Genomic DNA, 17,502 nt, shown 5'->3' with positions numbered 1-17,502 from the left:
CCGCGCCCCGGCTCAGGGCGCGCGCAGGTGGGCGCGCTGGCCCTGGCGCCCGATGAGGCTGAGGAACTCCACCGGGCCGGCCGAGGTCGCCCCGAACCAGTGCGGGGTGCGGGTGTCGAACTCGACGGCCTCGCCGGGGCCCAGGCGCAGGTCGTGCTCGCCGAGCACGAGGCGCAGGATCCCGTCGAGCACGTAGGCCCAGTCGTGACCCTCGTGGGTGCGCAGGGTGGGGCGCGCGTCGTCGCGCCCGGTGGGTAGCACGAACTTGTAGGCCTGGATGCCGCCCGGGCGCCGGGTCAGTGCGATGACGCTGCCGCCGTCACCGGTGGCCACCGGGCGCAGGTGCACCCGGGGGTCGCCGGTGGCCGGTGCGTCGACGAGCTCGTCGAGGGTGACCCCGTGGGCGCGGGCCAGGGGCAGCAGCTGCTCGAGGGTGGGGCGGCGCAGCCCCGACTCGAGCCGCGACAGCGTGCTGGTGGACACGCCGGTCTCGTCGGCGAGCTCACCGAGCGTGAGGCCGCGGTGCTGGCGCAGGGCACGCAGCCGTGGGCCCACGGCGTCGAGGGTGCTCTCGGCCTGCTCCCGGGGATGGGTCACCGGGCCAGTTTGCCGTTCGGCAACAGTGATTGCCAGAGGTGGTCCGGTCCGTCATCGTCGGGAGCCACGGCCGCCGCGGTGGCGGCCACGGAGGGAGACCCGTGACGCACGCGTTCGACAAGGACTACTGGGAGGGCGTCTGGCGCGGCGACCGCGCCCTGGCCATGGCCGCCGGCGAGCCCCACCCCCACCTCGTGGCCGAGACCCGGGACCTCGAGCCCGGCGCGGCGCTCGAGGCCGGCTGCGGCGCCGGCGTGGAGGCGGTGTGGCTGGCCGGCGCCGGCTGGCGAGTGACCGGCGCCGACATCGCCGCCGACGCGCTCGCCCGGGCCGCCGAGCGGGCCGCCGCGGCCGGGGTCGCCGACCGGGTCCGGTGGGTCGAGGCCGACCTGTCGGTCTGGGAGCCCGAGGAGCGCTTCGACCTCGTCACCACCCACTACGCCCACCCGGCCACCCCGCAGCTGGACTTCTACGACCGTCTCGCCAGCTGGGTCGCCCCCGGCGGCACGCTGCTGCTGGTCGGTCACCTCCACGACGAGGGTCACCAGCACGGCTCCGGTCACGGGCACGGGCACGGGCACGGGCACGGCGAGGAGGCGGGACCGCCGGCGGAGGCCTCGGTGCGCGCCGCCGACGTCGTGGCGCGGCTCGACCCGGCGCGGTGGGAGGTGGTCACGGCCACCGAGTCGCGCCGCACCGTCACCGTGCCCGACGGGCGGGAGGTGGCGGTGCACGACGCCGTCGTGCGGGCCCGGCGCCGCTGAGCGGCTCAGCCCAGCGCGCGGTAGAAGGCGAGGTGCTCCGCGGCGGCGCGCCGCCAGGTGAAGCCGTGGCTGTGGGCCCGGCCGCGGGCGGGGTCGGGCGGGGCGGCGAGGGCGTCGAGCAGGGCGGCGGCGATCGCGTCCGGGGTGGCGGCGTACGCGACGTGGTCGCCGAGCACCTCCCGCAGCACGGGCAGGTCGCGCGCCACGACGGGCACCCCGGCGGCGAGGGCCTCGAGCGGGGCGAGGCCGAAGCCTTCCTGGGTCGACACGAAGCCCAGGGCGGCGGCCTCGGCGACCAGGGAGGGCAGGGCGTCGTGGGCGACCACGCCGAGCACCTCGGGCTCGACGCCCAGCTCGGCCGCGCGGCGGTCGAAGGCGGCGCGGTAGTCGCGGTAGTCGAAGAGGGTCTCGCCGCCGGCGAGCACGAAGCGCAGGTCGGGCACCTCGCGCCGGGCCAGGGCGTAGGCCTCGAGCAGGTCGAGGGTGCCCTTGCGGGGCTCGATGCCGCCGAGCGCCAGCACGTAGCGACCGCACCGCCGTCGCCAGCGGGCGCGGCCCTCGGTGTCGCGCCCGCCGGCCTCGAAGCGGGCGGCGTCGACGCCGTTGGCGATGACGGTGGCCGTCAGGCCCCAGCCGGCCTCGACCTCGGCGGCGACGGCGGCCGAGACGCAGACGCGCGCGACCGGCTCGACCACGGCCCGCTCGTGGCAGACCACCAGCTCGGGGGTGGTGAAGGTGTCGAGGTGGTGCACGGTGCGCACGCACGGCCCCGAGCGCATGGCGGCGTTGGCGCTGATGCAGTCCTGGGCGTGGACCACGTCGTAGGCGTCGCGCTCGGCGGCGAAGGCCCGGTCGAGGGTGTCGATCGAGCGCAGGATGCGGGGCCCGACCTCGTCGCCGAGGTCGGGGAAGGGCACCGCGTGCACGGTGACCGCCGGGTCGACGGGGCGGAAGAACGTGGTGTCGCCGCCGCGGCCCAGGGTCCACAGGTGCACGTCGAGCCCGTCGAGGCCCGCCAGGGCCTCGGCCAGCGCGAGGGTGTGCACGACCCCGCCGCGGGGCTTGGTGGAGTAGGTCAGCAGGGCGATCCTCACGGGTGCCTCCCCGGGGCGTGGGCCGAGCGGCTGAGCTCGTCGAGGTGGTGCAGCGTGCGGCGGGCCCGGGCGACCTCGCCGTCGACGTCGACCGTCGCGACGGCCAGCCCGCCCTTGGTCGCGGTGCGCGCGAGCACGTCGCCGCCCGGGCCCACCACCTTGGCCTGACCCAGGAAGCGCAGCGAGCCCAGGGAACCGGTCTGGTTGGAGGAGGCCCAGACGACCTGGTTCTCCGCGGCGCGGGCGCAGTCGTAGAGGTCGAAGAGGCGGGCCTGCCGGTCGTGCACGAGCCGCTCGGCGCGGTCGGTCACCGAGGCGGGCCAGGCCGAGAGACAGGCCAGGACACGTGCGCCGTCGAGCGCCATCGCGCGGGCCGCCTCGGGGAAGGTCTTGTCGTAGTCGATGAGCAGGCCCAGGCGACCGACCGGGGTGTCGAAGGCGCGGAAGGTGTCGCCGGGGGCGTAGACGCGCGACTCGCCGGCCGGAAGGTGCACCTTGCGGTGGTGGCCGAGCACGCCGTCGCCGGTGAGGCAGACCGCGGCGTTGTAGATGCGTCCGCTGCCGTCGTCGGCGGCCTCGGCGTACCCCAGGCAGACCACCGTGTCGCCGGCGATCCGGGCCACCCGCCGCAGCTCCTCGGAGTCGGGTTGCAGCGCGGGCGGCGGGCCGGAGGGGGTGCGCAGGTCGTCGAGGTAGCCGCCGAGGGCGGCGTCGGGCAGCACGACGACGCCGCAGCCGGCCGCCCGCGCGTCGACGACGATGCCCTCGACCTTGGCCAGCGCGCGGTCGAGGTCGCGCCCGAAGTGCGCGGCGACGGCACCGATGGTGACCGGCACTAGGAGACCCGGCGCACCTGTGGCCGTGCCCCCACGGACTCGCGGATGGTGGCCGCCACGTGCTCGGCGTCGCGGGCGATCCCGAGGAAGCGTCCCGAGCCCCACGTGTGCAGCCAGGGCAGCCCGAGGAAGGACAGCCCCGGCACCGCCGTGACACCGCGGTGGTGGGTGGGGCGCCCGCTGCCGTCGAAGGCGCCGACGCCGACCCACCGGTAGTCGGGGCGGTAGCCGATGGCCCACACCACGCTGGTGACGCCGGCCGCGGTCAGGTCGAGCTCGAGCGGGTCGGCGTCGGGGGTCCACACGGGGGAGTAGCGCGAGGGCGGCGGGGCGTCGATCCCCTCGCGCTCGATCCAGCGGTCGATGTCGGCGCAGATGGAGTTGTAGGTCGCGTCCGCGGCGTCGAGCGCCGCGGTCAGCGTCGGGCGGAACTCCAGGCGTGTGCCGCGGCCGCCGGCCAGCAGGCCGTGGAGCCGCATGCCCTGCGAGGCCAGCAGGCGCAGGTCGAGGTCGCGGCCGCCGTCGCGCCCCGTCACGTAGTGGTTGGTCTTCTCCCGGGCCGCGAGGCCTCCGGGGTACTGCGCGACCGCGGTGTCGTAGAGGCCCATGTCGGCCAGCCAGGTCATGCAGTCGCGGCCGCGGTAGGTGCGCGCGACCCGCGGGGCGTCGCCGAGGGCGAGGTGCACCTGGCGGCCCTCGAGGTGGAGGTCCTCGGCGATCTGGGTGCCGGACTGGCCACTGCCGACGACGAGCACGCCGCCGTCGGGCAGGTCGGCCGCGCGCTTGTAGTGGGCCGACTCCAGCTGGGTGAGGCCCGGGTCGAGCGCCGCGGCCCAGGGCGGCACGATCGGCACGTGGTAGCCCCCGGTGGCCACGACCACGTGCTCCGCGCTCCAGGTGGTCTCCCCGTCGGGGCCGGTGCTCTCGAGCACGAAGCCGCCGGCCTCGCCCTGGCGCAGGGCGGTGACCCGTGTGTGCTCGCGCAGCGGCGGGTCGAAGGTGGCGGCGTAGCCCCCGAGCCAGGCCACGACCTCGTCGCGGGTCATGAACCCGTCGGGGTCGGGGCCGTCGTAGGCGTAGCCCGGCAGCCGGCAGTGCCAGTTGGGGGTGACCAGGGTGAAGTTGTCCCAGCGGGTGTCGGCCCACTCGTGGGCGGCCGTGGCGGCCTCGAGCACGACGTGGTCGATCCCGTCGCGGGTCAGGCACCAGCTCGTCGCGAGCCCGGCCTGGCCGCCGCCGACGACGGCGACGGTGGTGTGCACGGTGGTCATGGGCGCTCCGGGGTCGTGGGGCTGGTGGGTGCGGCGGCGGGCAGCGGGGGCCACATCCGCACGACCTCGACGAGGTCGTCGGGGCGGTGCACGGCGGCTCGGCGCCGCACCAGCTCGGCGCTGGCTGCGGCCGAGGTGCAGGCGAAGCCGTAGCGCTGCCGCACGCGCTCGCCGGCCTCGGCGAGCGCGGTCGTGGCGCGGTGGGCGAAGTCGGCGACGGTGTAGCGGGCGCCGGGGGCGAGGTGGTCGTGCATGACCAGCGAGGGCGACCAGCAGTCCTGGAGGCTGCCGTCGGGCCAGCGCACCGAGACCGTCATCTCAGGCATGCGCCGCGACCCGCTCGTGCTCGACGTAGAGGTCGGGGCGCCGGTCGCGCAGGTGGAACATCGCGCGCCGGGCGGTGCCGAGCAGCTCCTCGACGTCGACCCGGGCGTAGGCGACGCCCTCGGTGGTGCCGGTGGCGGCGAGCACGTCGCCGCCGGGTCCGACGACCTTGGCCGAGCCGACGAAGCGCAGCGACCCGAAGGTGCCGGCCTGGTTGGAGGCCACCCAGAGGACCTGGTTCTCCAGCGCCCGGGCCTGGTCGAAGAGGTCGAAGCGCCGCTTCCAGCGGTCGTCGGCCAGGTCGCCGGCCGTGGCTGTGCGCGAGGCCGGCCAGGCCGAGATGCACACGACGGTCTCGGCGCCGTCGAGGGCCAGGCCGCGGGCCGCCTCGGGGAAGGCCTTGTCGTAGCAGATGAGGGCGCCGAGTCGCCCGACGGCGGTGTCGACGGCGCGGAAGACGTCGCCGGCCTCGTAGTAGAGACTCTCGCCGAGGGGCTGGTGCACCTTGCGGTGCACGCCGAGCACCCCCTCGCCGGAGACGATCGCGGCGCTGTTGAAGCGTCGGCCGCCGTCGGACTCGCAGAAGCCGACCACGAGCGTCATCTCGCGGGCGAGCGCGGCCACGCGGCGCAGCTCGGGTCCGTCGGCGTCGAGCACGGGTGGGAGCGAGTCGGGGGCGTCGGGGTGCGTGCCGTCGCGTCCCGAGCCGAGCACCGACAGGTAGCCGCCCAGGCAGGCCTCGGGCAGCGCCAGCAGCGACGTGCCGCGCTCGCGGGCCCGCGCCACCAGGTCGCCGACCTGGCGCAGGTTGTCGTCGAGGTCGCGCCCGAAGCCTGCGCTGACGGCCCCGACGGTGAGCGTGCCGGGCGTGCCGGGCGTGCCGGGCGTGCCGGGCGTGGTGGGTGTGGTGCTCATCGGGAGGACCCCATTCCGGTGACGGTGGAGGTGACGGCGTCGGTGACGACGCCGTCGGGCCAGCGCAGGCCGACGCCCGCGCCGGAGGTGAGCTCGCCGCAGGCGGCGGAGGTGACGAAGGGGGGCAGCGCCGCGCGGGCCGGTGCCGCCTCGGCGGTGACCATGGCGAAGCCGGGGAAGCAGGTCAGCCAGTCGCCGTACGCCGCCCCCTCGGGGGCCGGGACGGCCGCGACGTCGAGCACGGCCCGGCAGCCGGAGGCCTCGGCGAGCATGCCGGTGGTGCCGACCAGGCCGCTCATGCTGACGTCCTTGGCCGCGGTGGGCCGCAGCGCGGGCACGACCCCGGCCAGGGCCCGCAGCTGCGCGCCGGTGCGGTGGCTGGAGGAGTCCCACTGCGACCCGGTGTAGCCCGGTCGCCAGCCGCCGCCGAGGTCGGCGGTGACCCGCAGCGTCTGCCCCGGGTCGGCGCCGCCGCCGGCGACGGGGCGCGAGGTGCGGCCCAGGGCGGTCACCGACAGGGCGGCGGGCACGCCGAGCTGGGTGTGCCCGCCGACGACCGGCACGCCCCAGGCGCGGCTGGCGTCGGTGAGCCCGCGCAGGACGCGGCGGGCGAAGGAGGCGTCGCGGGCGCCGAGGGCGTCGAGCAGCGCGACGGGGGCGGCGCCCATGGCGGAGAGGTCGTTGAGGTTCACCAGCACGGCGCACCAGCCGGCCCACTCGGGGTCGCGCTCGACCATGGAGGGGAGCACGGCGTCGCAGGCGGCGACGAGGTCGGAGCCGGGCACGGGCGCGCCGTCGTCGCCCAGGAACCCGGCCGGCACCCCGGCCGACACCTCGTCGAGCAGGCTGCCCAGGGCGGCCTTGGTGGCGTCGACCAGCCGCTGCACCCGCCCGATCGGCCAGTCCACGACCACGTGGGGGTGGCCGTGCCGGTGGGTGCGCTCGCGCGGCACCCAGCCGAGGCGGCGGAAGAGGGGCTCGTTCTGCGCCTGCACCGTGGCGTCGAGGCGCAGCGCGCCCGAGGCCTCGGCCGCGGCGCAGGCCGCGCGCACCAGGGCGGCGCCGACGCCCAGCAGCAGCCGGGCGTCGGAGGCCACCGCGAGCCGCGAGCCGCGCCACCAGCCGAGGTCGCGCCCGGCGGTGGCCGGGTGGAGCCGCACGCCGCCCAGCACCTCGCCGCCGGCGTCGGGGTGGGTGGCGACGGCGACCAGCACCACGGTGCGCGGGTCGTCGTCGACGTCGTCGCGGTCGGAGCCGACGAAGAGGCCCTGCTCGCGCACGAACACCTCGCGGCGCAGCGCGTGGTAGGCCGCGACCTCGCGGGCCCCGGCGCGCACCACGACGAAGGCGTCGAGGCTCGGGGCCGCCCGGCGGGCGCCGGTGAGGACCACCTCGTCGACCAGGCCGGTCACGACGCGGCCTCCGCCGAGGAGCACGAGCCGAGCGCCGAGCAGGCCCCGCAGGCCGCGCAGCCCGCCGCCTGGTCGGAGCCCAGCATGCCGTGGGCGCGCAGCGCGGCCGCGACCTCGGTGGTGACCCGGTAGACGTCGGCGGGCCTCGGGGTGACGGCTCCGTCGACGTCGACGGCCAGCGTGCCCGCCAGCGGGCGGAAGGGCACGACGAAGGGGTAGACGCCCATCTCGATGAGCTCCACCGCCCCGGCGACGAGCTCGTCGGGGTCCTCGCCGAGGCCGACGAGGAGGTAGGTCGAGACCTGGTTCCACCCGAAGACGCGCACGGCCTCGGCCCAGGCGGCGCGGTAGTCGGCGAGCGGCACCGAGCCCTTGCCGGGCATCCAGGCGAGGCGGGCGGCCTCGTCGAGGGACTCCACGTGGATGCCGATGGAGCGGGCGCCGGCGTCGTGGAGCTCCTGGAGCGAGGCCAGGTCGCCCGGCGGCTCGCACTGCACCTGGATCGGCAGGTCGGGCAGCACCTCGTGCACCGCCCGCACGCAGCGGGCCAGGTGGGTCGCCCCGCGGTCGCGGCCGTTGCTGGTGCCGGTGGTCATCACGAGCTGGGTGATGCCGTCGAGGTCGTGGGCGGCGCGGGCCACCTCGGCGATCTGCGCGGGCGTCTTGACCGCGACCGTCGCGCCGGCGCGCAGCGACTCCTCGATCGCGCAGAAGCGGCAGCGCTCGGCCTCGGCGTACCGCACGCAGGTCTGGACGACGGTCGTGGCCAGCACGTTGCTGGAGTGCAGCCGCGCGATCTGCTCGTAGGGGACGCCGTCGGCGGTCCGGAGGTCGTAGAAGCGGGGGCGGGCCACCGCCTCGACGCCCATGCCGGTGTCGGCGCCGTCGAGGAGCAGCTTGCCGCCGCTCACGGTGTAGGGGCTGCGCGGGTTGAGCGGCACCGCCGCCCCCACACCGTCGAGGAGCAGATGCCCGTCGTCGCTGGGGCCGGCGCCCGCGCGGCGCGCGACCGGGGCGTCGGACGGGTCGGCGAGGCGGATGCCCAGGATCGCCACGTCCACGCGGGTGTCGGCCGTCATGACGTCAGCCGCTCAGAGGTTGTAGACGGAGTTGATGATGGCGCCCTTGTTGGCGAAGTGGATGACGGCGTCCTGCACGTCGAGCGGGTGGCAGGGGATCACGCCCTCGATGAGGTCCTCCTCGCGCTGGCCGTGCAGGGCCATCCCGAAGCGGCAGCACAGCACCGTGCCGCCCTCGGCGATGAAGGTCCTGATGGCGTCGTTCATGTTCTGGTTGCCGGGGAAGGCGACGTCGCCGGTGGTGGGGAAGCCGCGGGTGTCGGCGCAGGCCAGGGCGCCGGGGCCGTAGAAGTAGAGGGTGGCGTCGAAGCCCTTGCGCAGCGCGCGGGTGGTCTGGAGGACCGCCACGAACGACACCGACGACTCGTGCGGGATGCCGTGCACCAGGGTCAGCCAGGACTGTCCCTCGCTGGCCTGGTAGTCGGGGAAGAGCTTGGTCGAGCCGTAGAGGTTGGTGCCCTTCTCCTGGCTGGGGTGGGGGATCTCCGAGCGGGACTTCTCCATCGCGGCCAGGATCTCGTCGTCGAACACGGACATGTGCGGCTCCTCGGTTGGGGTGCGGGGCTGGGGTGGTGCGTGGTGGTGGTGCGGGTGGTGCCGTGGGGTCTCAGGTGCCGTAGAGGGCGTCGAAGTTGGCGTGGAAGAAGGCGTCGGCGAGCGCGCCGTCGCCGGCCGCCGCGGCCAGGCGGGCGTGCTCACCGGCGAAGTCGCCCCAGGGAGCGTCGGTGGCGAAGAGGACCCGGTCGTGGCCCACGCCGCGGCGCTCGATCTCCTGGGCCAGCCAGGCCGGCGCGAAGCCGATGGCCCAGCTGGTGTCGGTGTAGACCTGCTTGCCGGCCTCGATCCAGTCGAAGAAGAGGCCGCCGACGAGCTTGAGGTGGCCGCTCATGCCCCCGCCCAGGTGCACGAGGTGGATCTTGGTGGCGTCGCCGTAGGTCTCCACGAGACGGCTGATCCGGTCGACGTCGGAGGCGGCACCCGGCGAGGTGTGCACGTGCACGACGAGGTCGAGCTCGGCGGCGGTGGTGAACATCCGGTCGAGCTGCTCGGCGCAGTCGGGGGCGTCGGGCGCCCCGCCCAGCAGGAAGCTGGTCTTGAGCGCGACCACGCCGTCCTCGCGGGCCAGGGCGAGAGCCTCGTCGTTGCGCGCCGCGTCGCTCTGCTGCGGGCTCACCCACAGGCCGCAGCGCACGCGGTCGTCGCGCTGCGCCGCCTCGAGGGCGAGGTGGTTGAGCCCGAAGGCCACCGCGGGGTCCGGCACGCCGTAGTTGGGCAGCACCAGCGCGCGCTCGGTGCCCTCGGCGTCGAGGGTCGCGACGAGCTCGGCCACGGTCTCCAGCGCCGTGGTGTCGGGACTGATTGGCGGGCCGCCGTAGAAGCGGTACGCCGGGAGCCGGCCGATGTGCCGGTGGGCGTCGCGGTGGGCGGTGCGGGTCATGGCGAGAAGCCAACGCCCGCGGTGTTGCCGGGTGGTTTCGCGCGGAAGACGATCCGCGGCGCCACGCGTAAGGGTCGTGTTACCTGCGCCGGCTCCGCGAGCCGCGCCACGGGTGGGGGTGCACCAGCCCGCGACGGTGGAACCTCAGGTCGGCGTCGACGGCGCGAGCCGGGGGACCAGCCGCACGAGGACCAGCATGGCCAGCAGCTCGACCATGGTCTGGGTGACGACGGCCAGCGGGGCCAGCGCAAGCGACTCGGGGAGCGCGAGGGCCAGCGGCAGCACGACCAGCGAGTTGCGGGTCGCCACGGAGAAGACGGCCGCACGCGTGCCCGGCACGTCGAGCCCGGCGGACCGGCTCGCGGCCAGGCCGACCGGCACGGCGAGCACCACGAAGGCGGCGTAGAGGGGCACCAGGCGGGCCAGCTGCAGCGCCTCGGAGCCGACCGCGGCGATCTGGGACCCGATCACGACGGTCAGCGTGAGCATCATCAGCGGCACCATGGCGCCGGCCGTGGCGCGCTCGACGGCGCGCCCGGAGCGGTGGTGACGTCCCAGCGCCTGCACGAGCGCCGCAGCGGCGAGCGGCACCACGATCAGGACGAGGAAGGCCTCCACGAACGGCGCGGGCTCCACGACCGCGAGGACGTCGCCGCCCGCGAAGAGGAGGAGGTACGCCGGGAGGAGGAGCACCTGCGCGAGCATCAGCAGGGGCGCCGCCGCCAGCAGCCGGGCCCGGGCGCCACCGGCCAGGCCGGCGAAGACGATCACGTAGTCGATGCACGGGGTCAGCAGCACCAGCAGCACGCCGAGCGTCAGCCCCCGGTCGTCGGCGACGAACCGCGACAGCCCGAAGGCGAGGAGCGGCACCACCAGGAAGTTGCCGCCCAGCACCGCTGCGAGGAAGCGGAGGTCGCCGAACGCCCGGCCGACCTCCACGAGGGGCACCCCCAGGAAGGTCGCGAAGAGCAGCAGCGCCAGCGCCGGGTTGATCGCGTTCTCGAGCGACGGGGCGGCCCGGGGGGCCGCGAGACCGAGCAGCGCCCCGCCCAGGATCGCGACGAGGTAGAGCGCGACCTGGTGGGAGTCCCACCACGCGACGAGCGTGCGGCTGGGCGCGGTGGGTCCTGGGCCGTTCACCTCGGCGGCCGGGGCACCGGCTCGGCGGGGGCGGGCGCGACCGCCCGGCGGGCGGCCAGGAGCAGCCGGTGGACCCGCGCCGCGGCGAGGCCGACGACGAGGCTCGCCACCAGCGCGGCCCAGGGGTGCCCGGCGTCCTCCAGGGGCGGGTAGACCTGCCAGTGCGTCAGGTAGATCCAGAGCGAGGCCTGGGCGACGGGCACGAGCAGCCGCGCCACCGGCGTCGGCACCCTCACCGGCCGGCGCAGGAGGAGCGCCGCGACGCCGAGCACCGCGACGACCTGCCTGGTCGTGTCCTCGCCGAAGTAGCCCGCCAGGGCCACGACCAACGCCGCCGCCACGACCGCCCGCTGCGCCGGGGTCCGGGCCTCCGCGGCGGCCCACCCCAGCGCGACGCAGAAGGCGGCCGTCGCGACGGCGTACTCCTGCAGCGAGGCGGTGCTCCACCCCACGAGCACGAAGCGGAGCGCGACGGTGCCCACCACGGCGGCCATCGCGGCCGCGAAGCGGTGCGCCCGCTGCCACCGGTCGACGGCGGGCACGGCGAGGAGGGCGGCCAGCGCGAGCAGGCTCCACACCAGGACCTCGAGGAACCAGAACTCCCAGTCGTCGGTCCACCGGTCGGGCCCGAGGAGCTGGTTGAGGTAGAGCGCTGTCGTGGGGCGGTAGTCGCCGGTGACCGCCCCGGCCACGAGGATCCAGACCGAGGCCGGTACGGCGAACGCCGCGACCGCGGCGAGGATCGCGCGGGTCCTGCGGCGCAGTCCCTCCACCGGGAGCGCGAAGCGCGCGACGTTGTAGCCCGCGACCGCGAGCAGCACGTGGGCGCCGCCCATGAGGCTCACCAGGTCGGTGTGGGACGCGACGATGGCCAGGATCGCCACGGCGCGCAGGACCGTCGGCACCTCGAGGAGGGTGGTCCACGCACGCACGGGACGCGCCCGGCGCGCCAGCTCGACGGGGGTCAGGTGCGGCCAGCGCGCCGGGAGGTCGCCGAGCAGGCCGGCGAGTCGCGTGGAGGTCTCCACGAAGGCCAGCGAGTCGCCGCCGAGGTCGACGAAGCTGTCGCCGGTCGTGGCGTCGGGCCGACCGAGCACGACGGCGTAGAGGTCGCGCAGACGCTCGGCGGTGACCGGGCCTGACCCCTCGTCGTGCGCCGAGGCCTCCCGGGCCGCGGAGGCGGCGTGGCGGCGCAGGGCCGCGTGGTCGACCTTGCCGCTCGAGGTGAGCGGCACCGCGGCCAGCGTGTGCACCACCACGGCTCCGTGGGGGAGGCCGGTGGCCGCCCGCAGCGACGCGCGTGCCGCTGCCGCCGACCGGGGGCGGTCGACGAACGCGTGGAGCCGGCCGTCGTGCTCCACCAGGCGGACGGGGACGGTGCACACCTCCTCGAGGCGTCCGAGGTCGAGGCGCAGCCCGAAGAGCTTGACGTGGCGGTCGAGGCGTCCCACGACCTCCCACAGCCCGTCGTCGCACTGCCGGCCGAGGTCGCCGGTGCGCAGCTCGTCGAGCTCGCCGCCCCGCGCGAGGTCGCCGCGCCCCAGGGCGTAGCCCATCATCACGTTGGGCCCGGAGTAGACGAGCTCCCCGACGCCGTCGGGGAGGTCCTGGCCCTCGACCGGCGCGAGACGCAGGTCGCCGCCGGGCACCGGCAGCCCGATGGCGTCGGGCCGGCTCGTGGCGAGGTGGGGCGGGAGGTAGGCCATGCGGGCGGTGGCCTCGGTGGCGCCGTACATGACGAAGAGGTCCCACCCGCGCCGTCGACCCAGCTCGGCGAAGCGCCGGACCGTGGCGGGCGCGAGCCGTCCGCCGGCCTGGGTGAGGTAGCGCAGGTCGGGCAGGTCGCGCTCGGCGAACCCCGAGGCGTCCAGCAGGTCGAAGGTGTGGGGCACGCCGGCCAGGCTGGTGACGCGGTGGCGACGGGCCAGGCGCCAGAAGCACTCGTCGGTGACCGAGAGACCGGTCAGCACCACGGCCGCGCCGGCCCGCAGGTGGGAGGTCAGCACCGACAGGCCGTAGCAGTAGTGGATCGGCAGCGAGGTGATCGCGCGGTCCTCGGTGGTGAGACCGAGGTAGGAGGCGATGCTGTCGGCGTTGGCCAGCACGTTGGCGCGCGAGAGCCGCACCAGCTTGGGCGACCCGGTCGAGCCCGAGGTCGACAGGAGTAGGGCCAGGTCGGGGTGGAGGTCCTCGTCGCCGGCCCCGAGGAAGCGCTCCTCCACCTCGCGGTGGCGCGCGGCGTCGTCGGCACCCAGCAGGACGACGGGGAGGCGCCGGGCCCACGCGGCGAGGAGGTCGACGACGGAGTCGAGGTCGTTGCGGGCGCGGACCGCGAGGAGCCGTCGGGTCCCGCCGAGGGAGGCGGCCCGGGCCGTGACCAGCCCGGCGAGCTCGCCGTAGGTGACCAGGCGGTCGCCGTCGACGAGGGCGAGGTCACCGTGGTCGCCCCCCAGCAGGTCGAGGTCGAGGTGGAGGTCGAGGTCGGGGTCGGGGTCCGGCCGGGTGCCGAGCGGACCGGAGGCGGGCAGCGCGGTCACGGCCGACGGTCCGACGAGAACGCCACCACGTCGCCGGTCACGACGACGCCGACCCTCTCGCCGGGCAGGGGCACGACGCCCGCCGGCGTGCGCGCGACGACCAGCTCGCCCGTGGCCAGCCGCACCCGGACGGTGGCGTCGTGGCCGAAGAAGCTGGTGTCGAGGACCTCGGCGGCCACACCACGGTCGGCCGGGGTCACCTGCACCTGCTCCGCGCGCACGGCCACGCGCACCGGGCCGGCCGGCGCCGGGCCACGCAGTCCGATCTCACCCAGGGCGCAGCGCACCGCGCCGGGCGCGGACCCCTCGACCGTGCCGTCGAGGAACACCGACAGGCCGACGAAGTCGGCGACGCGCTCGTCGGCCGGCGAGAGGTAGACCGCGGCCGGCCGCCCGACCTGGAGCAGTCGCCCGCTGTGCATCACCGCCACCTGGTCGGCCAGGGAGAGCGCCTCGCCCTGGTCGTGGGTCACCAGCAGCGCGGCCGCGCCGCGCCGGCGCAGTGCCCGCACGACCGCGCGTCCGGTCTCCTCCCGCAGGCCGGCGTCGAGGGAGGAGAAGGGCTCGTCGAGGAGCACCATCGAGGGCCGGGGAGCCAGCGCCCGGGCCAGGGCGACCCGCTGCTGCTGGCCGCCCGACAGCTCGTGGGGGTACCGGTCGGCGAGGGCGTCGGGGAGGTCGACGAGCTCGAGGAGGCCCGCGACGGTGGCGCGCGCGGCCCGTCGCTGGGAGCGGGGGAGCCCGAAGACCACGTTGGCCGCGACGTCGAGGTGGGGGAAGAGCCCGCCCTCCTGGGGCACGTAGCCGAGCCGTCGGTGCCGCGGGGCGACCGCGGTCCGGTCGGCGACCACGGCCCGGCCGGCCACCGTGACGGTCCCCGTGCGGGGGGTGACGAACCCGGCGACGGTGCGCAGCAGCGTGGTCTTGCCGCAGCCCGACGGGCCGAGGATGGCGGTGACCCCGTCGGTCACGGTGAGGTCGAGGTCGTGGACGACGTCGCCGTCGCCGTAGCCCACGCTCAGGCCGCGCACCTCCAGCGCTGGCGCCGCGGCCGTCACGACGCCCCTCCGATCGAGACCCGGCCCAGCAGCCACGTCGCCGGGAGCGACAGCAGGACCAGCGCGAGGGCGTAGGGCGCTGCTGCGCCGTAGGCGACCGAGGAGGCGTCGGACCAGAAGCGGGTCGAGAGGGTCTCGGTGCCGATGGGGGCCAGGAGGAGCGTGGCGGTCAGCTCGGTCGAGACCGCGAGCGACACGAGCGCGACCGAGGCGGCCAGGCCCGGCGCCACGAGGGGCACGGTCACCCGCGCGGCCGCCGCCGGGCCCGAGCAGCCGAGCGACCGGGCCACCTCGTCGAGACCGGGCGGCACGAGCTCCAGCGACGCGCGCACGCTGACCACGGCGCGCGGCAGGAACAGGACGGCGTACGCCGCGAGCAGCACCACCACCGTCTGGTAGAGCGCGGGCAGCACCCGGATCGACACGGTGACGAGGGCGAGCGCCACCACGATGCCCGGCAGCGACCCCGCGACGTAGGTGCTGCGCTCGACGAGCGTGGCCAGCGGGCCACGGTGCCTGACCGCGAGCCACACGACCGGCACCGCGAGCGCGGTGGCCAGCGCGCCGCCGGCCGCGGCCAGGGCCAGGGTGGAGCCGAGGGCACCGAGCAGGGAGTCGACGTCCAGCCGGGTGGAGGTGCCCCGCACCAGCCACCGCAGCAGGCTCGCCACGGGCACCACGAGCGCCAGGGCGACCAGCAGGGAGAGGCCGGCGACGACGGCGGCCATGCTCCGCCCGAGGGGGACGCGCTCGCCGGTCCGGCTGACCCCCGACCCGACGCGCGAGCGCCGCCGACGCCCGCGCAGGGCCAGCTCGAGGACGAGCAGCACGGCGCAGAAGCCGACCAGCACCAGGGCGAGCAGCGTGGCCTGCGGTCCGTTGAACACGGTGGCGTACTGCTGGAGGATCGCGGTGGTCAGCGTGGGGTAGTTGAGCAGCTGCAGCGCGCCGTACTCGGCGAGGAGGTGGAGCCCGACGAGGAGCGCGCCGCCGAGGACGGCCGGGCTGATCGCGGGCAGCGTGACCCGCCAGAAGACACCCCGGGCGCCGTGGCCCAGCGACTGCGCGACCTCCTCGACGCTGGGGTCGAGCCGGCGCAGCGCGGCGACCGTGGGCAGGTAGACCAGCGGGTAGTAGGACAGCGTCACCACCATGACGGCCCCGCTGAAGCTCTGCACGGCGTGGGTCGTGGAGACCCAGCCGTAGCCGTTGACGAAGGCGGGCACCGCGAGCGGCGCGCACAGCAGGCCGTGCCACCAGCCGCGACCGGGCAGGTCGGTGCGCTCGACCACCCACGCCGCGGCCGTGCCGAGGGCCACGCTGAGCGCGGTCCCGACGAGCAGCAGGCGCACGGTGTTCCACAGCAGCTCGCCCACGCGCGGGCGGACCAGGAAGTCGCTCGCCTGCCCGGGCTCGAGCTCGGAGGTGGTCCACAGCACGTAGCCGAGGGGGACGAGGGAGGCGGCCGCGACGAGGAGGCCGGTCAGCACCAGCGGCCACGGCGCGCGGTGGTGGGCCCGCCGACCGCCGGTGCCGGCAGGGACCGCCGTCACCGTGGTGCTCAGAGGAAGCCCACCTCGGTCATGAGGTCGACCACCGTCCGCGAGTCGAGGTCGGAGACGTCGACCCGAGGCGGCTGGAGCTCGTCGAAGGGCTTGACCGGGGGGTCGAGCCGGACGTCGGGGTTGAGGGGGTACTCCAGGGCGTAGCTGTCGGCCAGGGCCTGCTGGCCGGTCCGGTCCACCAGGAACTGCACGAACTTCTCGGCGTCGCTCGCGTCGTCGCTCGCGGCGAGCACGCCCGCGCCCGAGACGCTCACGAACGCACCGGGGTCCTCGTCGCCGAAGAAGTACAGCGCGCTGTCGTCGCTGACGTCGCCGCCCTCGGCGAGGTCGCGGTACCAGTAGTAGTGGTAGATGATCCCGACCTCGGACTCACCGGAGTCGACCGCCTCGAGCACCACGTTGTTGCCGTCGTAGACCGTGCCGTTGGCCTTGATGCCCTCCAGCCACTCCCGCGTCGCGTCCTCGCCCTCGAGCTCCAGCACCGCGGCGACGATGGCCTGGAAGTCGGCGCCGGTGGGGGAGAAGGACAGGCGACCGGCCCACTCGGGGTCGGCGAGGTCGAGGATCGAGCTCGGCAGCTCGTCGGGGTCCACCAGGTCGGTGTTGTAGACGAGCACGGTCGAGCGCGCGACGAAGCCGGTCCACAGCCCGCTGGCGGGGCGGTACTGCTCCGGGATGGGGGCGACGAGCTCCTCGGGCAGCGGGGCGAACAGCCCGGCCTCCTCGACCTGGGACATGGCCGGGGAGTTCTCGGTGAGGAACACGTCGGCCGGCGAGGCGTCGCCCTCCTGCACCAGCTGGTTGGACAGCTCGAGGTCCTTGCCGTTGCGCAGCTCGACCTCGATCCCCGTCTCCTCGGTGAACTGCGGCGCCAGCTCCTCGAGCAGCTGCTCGTGCTGGGCGTTGTAGACGGTGATGCTCGGCCCGTCGTCACCGCTGCAGGAGACCAGCGCGGGCGTGAGCAGCGCGAGCGCGAGGGCAGGAGCGAGCCGGGAGCGGCGGATCATGGGACCCCTTCGACGTCAGGTGAACCCCGTTCAAGTGAGGCGAGGCTTACCTACGTTACCGCAGCTCGCCGCCGGCTGGCTGGCCCACCCCGGTGCCCGGACGCCGGTTGGTCGCGTCGACCCACGGCCGCCACCGTGCGGACTCAGCGTGGAGGGTGCCGGCGTCGTTGCTCGTGCCGGAGGAGACCGCCGGTGACCAGGGCGACCGACGTGCCGGCGACCACCCACCAGCCGACCTCGAACTCGTCGAGGTCCCCGAGGGCCAGGTCCGCGAGGAAGGCGAGGAGGAACAGCCCCATCCCGGTGCAGAAACCCGCGAAGACAGGGTGGCCACGTCGGAACCATGCCGGCCTCGTCATGAGGTCGACGCTACAGCGGCTCCTCCCGGACAGACGTCCGAAGATGCGCCGCGCCTGTCCGAGTCGGACGGGCACAGGTCGTCCGGGCAGCAGCAGGGCCGCGGTC

17 protein-coding genes are annotated in these 17,502 nt (G+C 75.7%); 1 reads left to right on the top strand and 16 read right to left on the bottom strand.

Annotated elements, in window-relative coordinates; genetic code table 11:
* Positions 1-12: 12 nt before the first annotated feature.
* Complete coding sequence (locus tag ASF50_RS13405) at positions 13-597, bottom strand: helix-turn-helix domain-containing protein (RefSeq protein WP_056904754.1); 585 nt, start codon at positions 595-597, stop codon at positions 13-15.
* A gap of 101 nt (positions 598-698) precedes the next feature.
* Here ASF50_RS13405 and ASF50_RS13400 point away from each other — a divergent pair, with 101 nt between their 5' ends.
* Positions 699-1,361, top strand: a complete 663-nt coding sequence (locus ASF50_RS13400; protein ID WP_056904753.1) for a class I SAM-dependent methyltransferase — start codon at positions 699-701, stop codon at positions 1,359-1,361.
* 5 nt (positions 1,362-1,366) lie between these two features.
* Here the strand turns inward: ASF50_RS13400 and ASF50_RS13395 are convergent, their stop codons facing one another.
* The 15 genes from ASF50_RS13395 to ASF50_RS19050 form a co-directional block, all read right to left on the bottom strand.
* Positions 1,367-2,455 (bottom strand): MSMEG_0565 family glycosyltransferase, encoded by a 1,089-nt coding sequence (locus tag ASF50_RS13395; protein ID WP_056904752.1) that lies wholly within the window; start codon positions 2,453-2,455, stop codon positions 1,367-1,369.
* On the bottom strand, positions 2,452-3,291 hold the full coding sequence (locus tag ASF50_RS13390; protein WP_056904751.1) for a carbon-nitrogen hydrolase family protein: 840 nt from the start codon (positions 3,289-3,291) through the stop codon (positions 2,452-2,454). Before ASF50_RS13390 ends, ASF50_RS13395 begins: the two co-directional genes overlap by 4 nt.
* Positions 3,291-4,562: an MSMEG_0569 family flavin-dependent oxidoreductase gene (locus tag ASF50_RS13385; protein ID WP_056905025.1), complete on the bottom strand. Its 1,272-nt coding sequence runs from the start codon at positions 4,560-4,562 to the stop codon at positions 3,291-3,293. The genes ASF50_RS13390 and ASF50_RS13385 overlap by 1 nt, the downstream gene beginning before the upstream one ends.
* On the bottom strand, positions 4,559-4,888 hold the full coding sequence (locus tag ASF50_RS13380) for an MSMEG_0570 family nitrogen starvation response protein (protein ID WP_056862163.1): 330 nt from the start codon (positions 4,886-4,888) through the stop codon (positions 4,559-4,561). The genes ASF50_RS13385 and ASF50_RS13380 overlap by 4 nt, the downstream gene beginning before the upstream one ends.
* Positions 4,881-5,801, bottom strand: coding sequence for a carbon-nitrogen hydrolase family protein (locus tag ASF50_RS13375; protein WP_056904750.1), 921 nt, complete (start codon positions 5,799-5,801; stop codon positions 4,881-4,883). Before ASF50_RS13375 ends, ASF50_RS13380 begins: the two co-directional genes overlap by 8 nt.
* Positions 5,798-7,213: an MSMEG_0567/sll0787 family protein gene (locus ASF50_RS13370; RefSeq protein ID WP_200920151.1), complete on the bottom strand. Its 1,416-nt coding sequence runs from the start codon at positions 7,211-7,213 to the stop codon at positions 5,798-5,800. The genes ASF50_RS13375 and ASF50_RS13370 overlap by 4 nt, the downstream gene beginning before the upstream one ends.
* Positions 7,210-8,292 carry an MSMEG_0568 family radical SAM protein gene (locus ASF50_RS13365; RefSeq protein WP_056904749.1) on the bottom strand — a complete coding sequence of 361 codons (1,083 nt, stop codon included), beginning with the start codon at positions 8,290-8,292 and terminating at the stop codon, positions 7,210-7,212. Before ASF50_RS13365 ends, ASF50_RS13370 begins: the two co-directional genes overlap by 4 nt.
* Before the next feature lie 12 nt (positions 8,293-8,304).
* Positions 8,305-8,829 carry an MSMEG_0572/Sll0783 family nitrogen starvation response protein gene (locus ASF50_RS13360; RefSeq protein ID WP_056904748.1) on the bottom strand — a complete coding sequence of 175 codons (525 nt, stop codon included), beginning with the start codon at positions 8,827-8,829 and terminating at the stop codon, positions 8,305-8,307.
* 70 nt (positions 8,830-8,899) lie between these two features.
* Positions 8,900-9,730, bottom strand: a complete 831-nt coding sequence (locus ASF50_RS13355; RefSeq protein ID WP_056904747.1) for an amidohydrolase family protein — start codon at positions 9,728-9,730, stop codon at positions 8,900-8,902.
* Between the two features lie 144 nt (positions 9,731-9,874).
* Entirely contained in the window at positions 9,875-10,870 is a 996-nt protein-coding gene (locus tag ASF50_RS13350; RefSeq protein WP_056904746.1) for a bile acid:sodium symporter, read from the bottom strand.
* Positions 10,867-13,407, bottom strand: a complete 2,541-nt coding sequence (locus ASF50_RS19930) for an AMP-binding protein (RefSeq protein WP_268778358.1) — start codon at positions 13,405-13,407, stop codon at positions 10,867-10,869. Before ASF50_RS19930 ends, ASF50_RS13350 begins: the two co-directional genes overlap by 4 nt.
* The gene (locus tag ASF50_RS13340) at positions 13,404-14,465 is read right to left on the bottom strand and encodes an ABC transporter ATP-binding protein (protein ID WP_056904745.1); all 1,062 of its coding nucleotides are present in this window, start codon (positions 14,463-14,465) and stop codon (positions 13,404-13,406) included. The genes ASF50_RS19930 and ASF50_RS13340 overlap by 4 nt, the downstream gene beginning before the upstream one ends.
* Positions 14,462-16,018, bottom strand: coding sequence for an ABC transporter permease (locus ASF50_RS13335; protein WP_235557666.1), 1,557 nt, complete (start codon positions 16,016-16,018; stop codon positions 14,462-14,464). The genes ASF50_RS13340 and ASF50_RS13335 overlap by 4 nt, the downstream gene beginning before the upstream one ends.
* An 8-nt stretch (positions 16,019-16,026) precedes the next feature.
* Positions 16,027-17,037, bottom strand: coding sequence for an iron ABC transporter substrate-binding protein (locus ASF50_RS13330; RefSeq protein ID WP_056904744.1), 1,011 nt, complete (start codon positions 17,035-17,037; stop codon positions 16,027-16,029).
* 143 nt (positions 17,038-17,180) lie between these two features.
* Complete coding sequence (locus ASF50_RS19050) at positions 17,181-17,396, bottom strand: hypothetical protein (protein WP_156718280.1); 216 nt, start codon at positions 17,394-17,396, stop codon at positions 17,181-17,183.
* Positions 17,397-17,502 lie beyond the last annotated feature (106 nt).

This window comes from Nocardioides sp. Leaf307 (assembly GCF_001423135.1).
GTDB lineage: Bacteria > Actinomycetota > Actinomycetes > Propionibacteriales > Nocardioidaceae > Nocardioides > Nocardioides kribbensis.
This window is presented reverse-complemented; position numbering and strand designations above follow the sequence as displayed.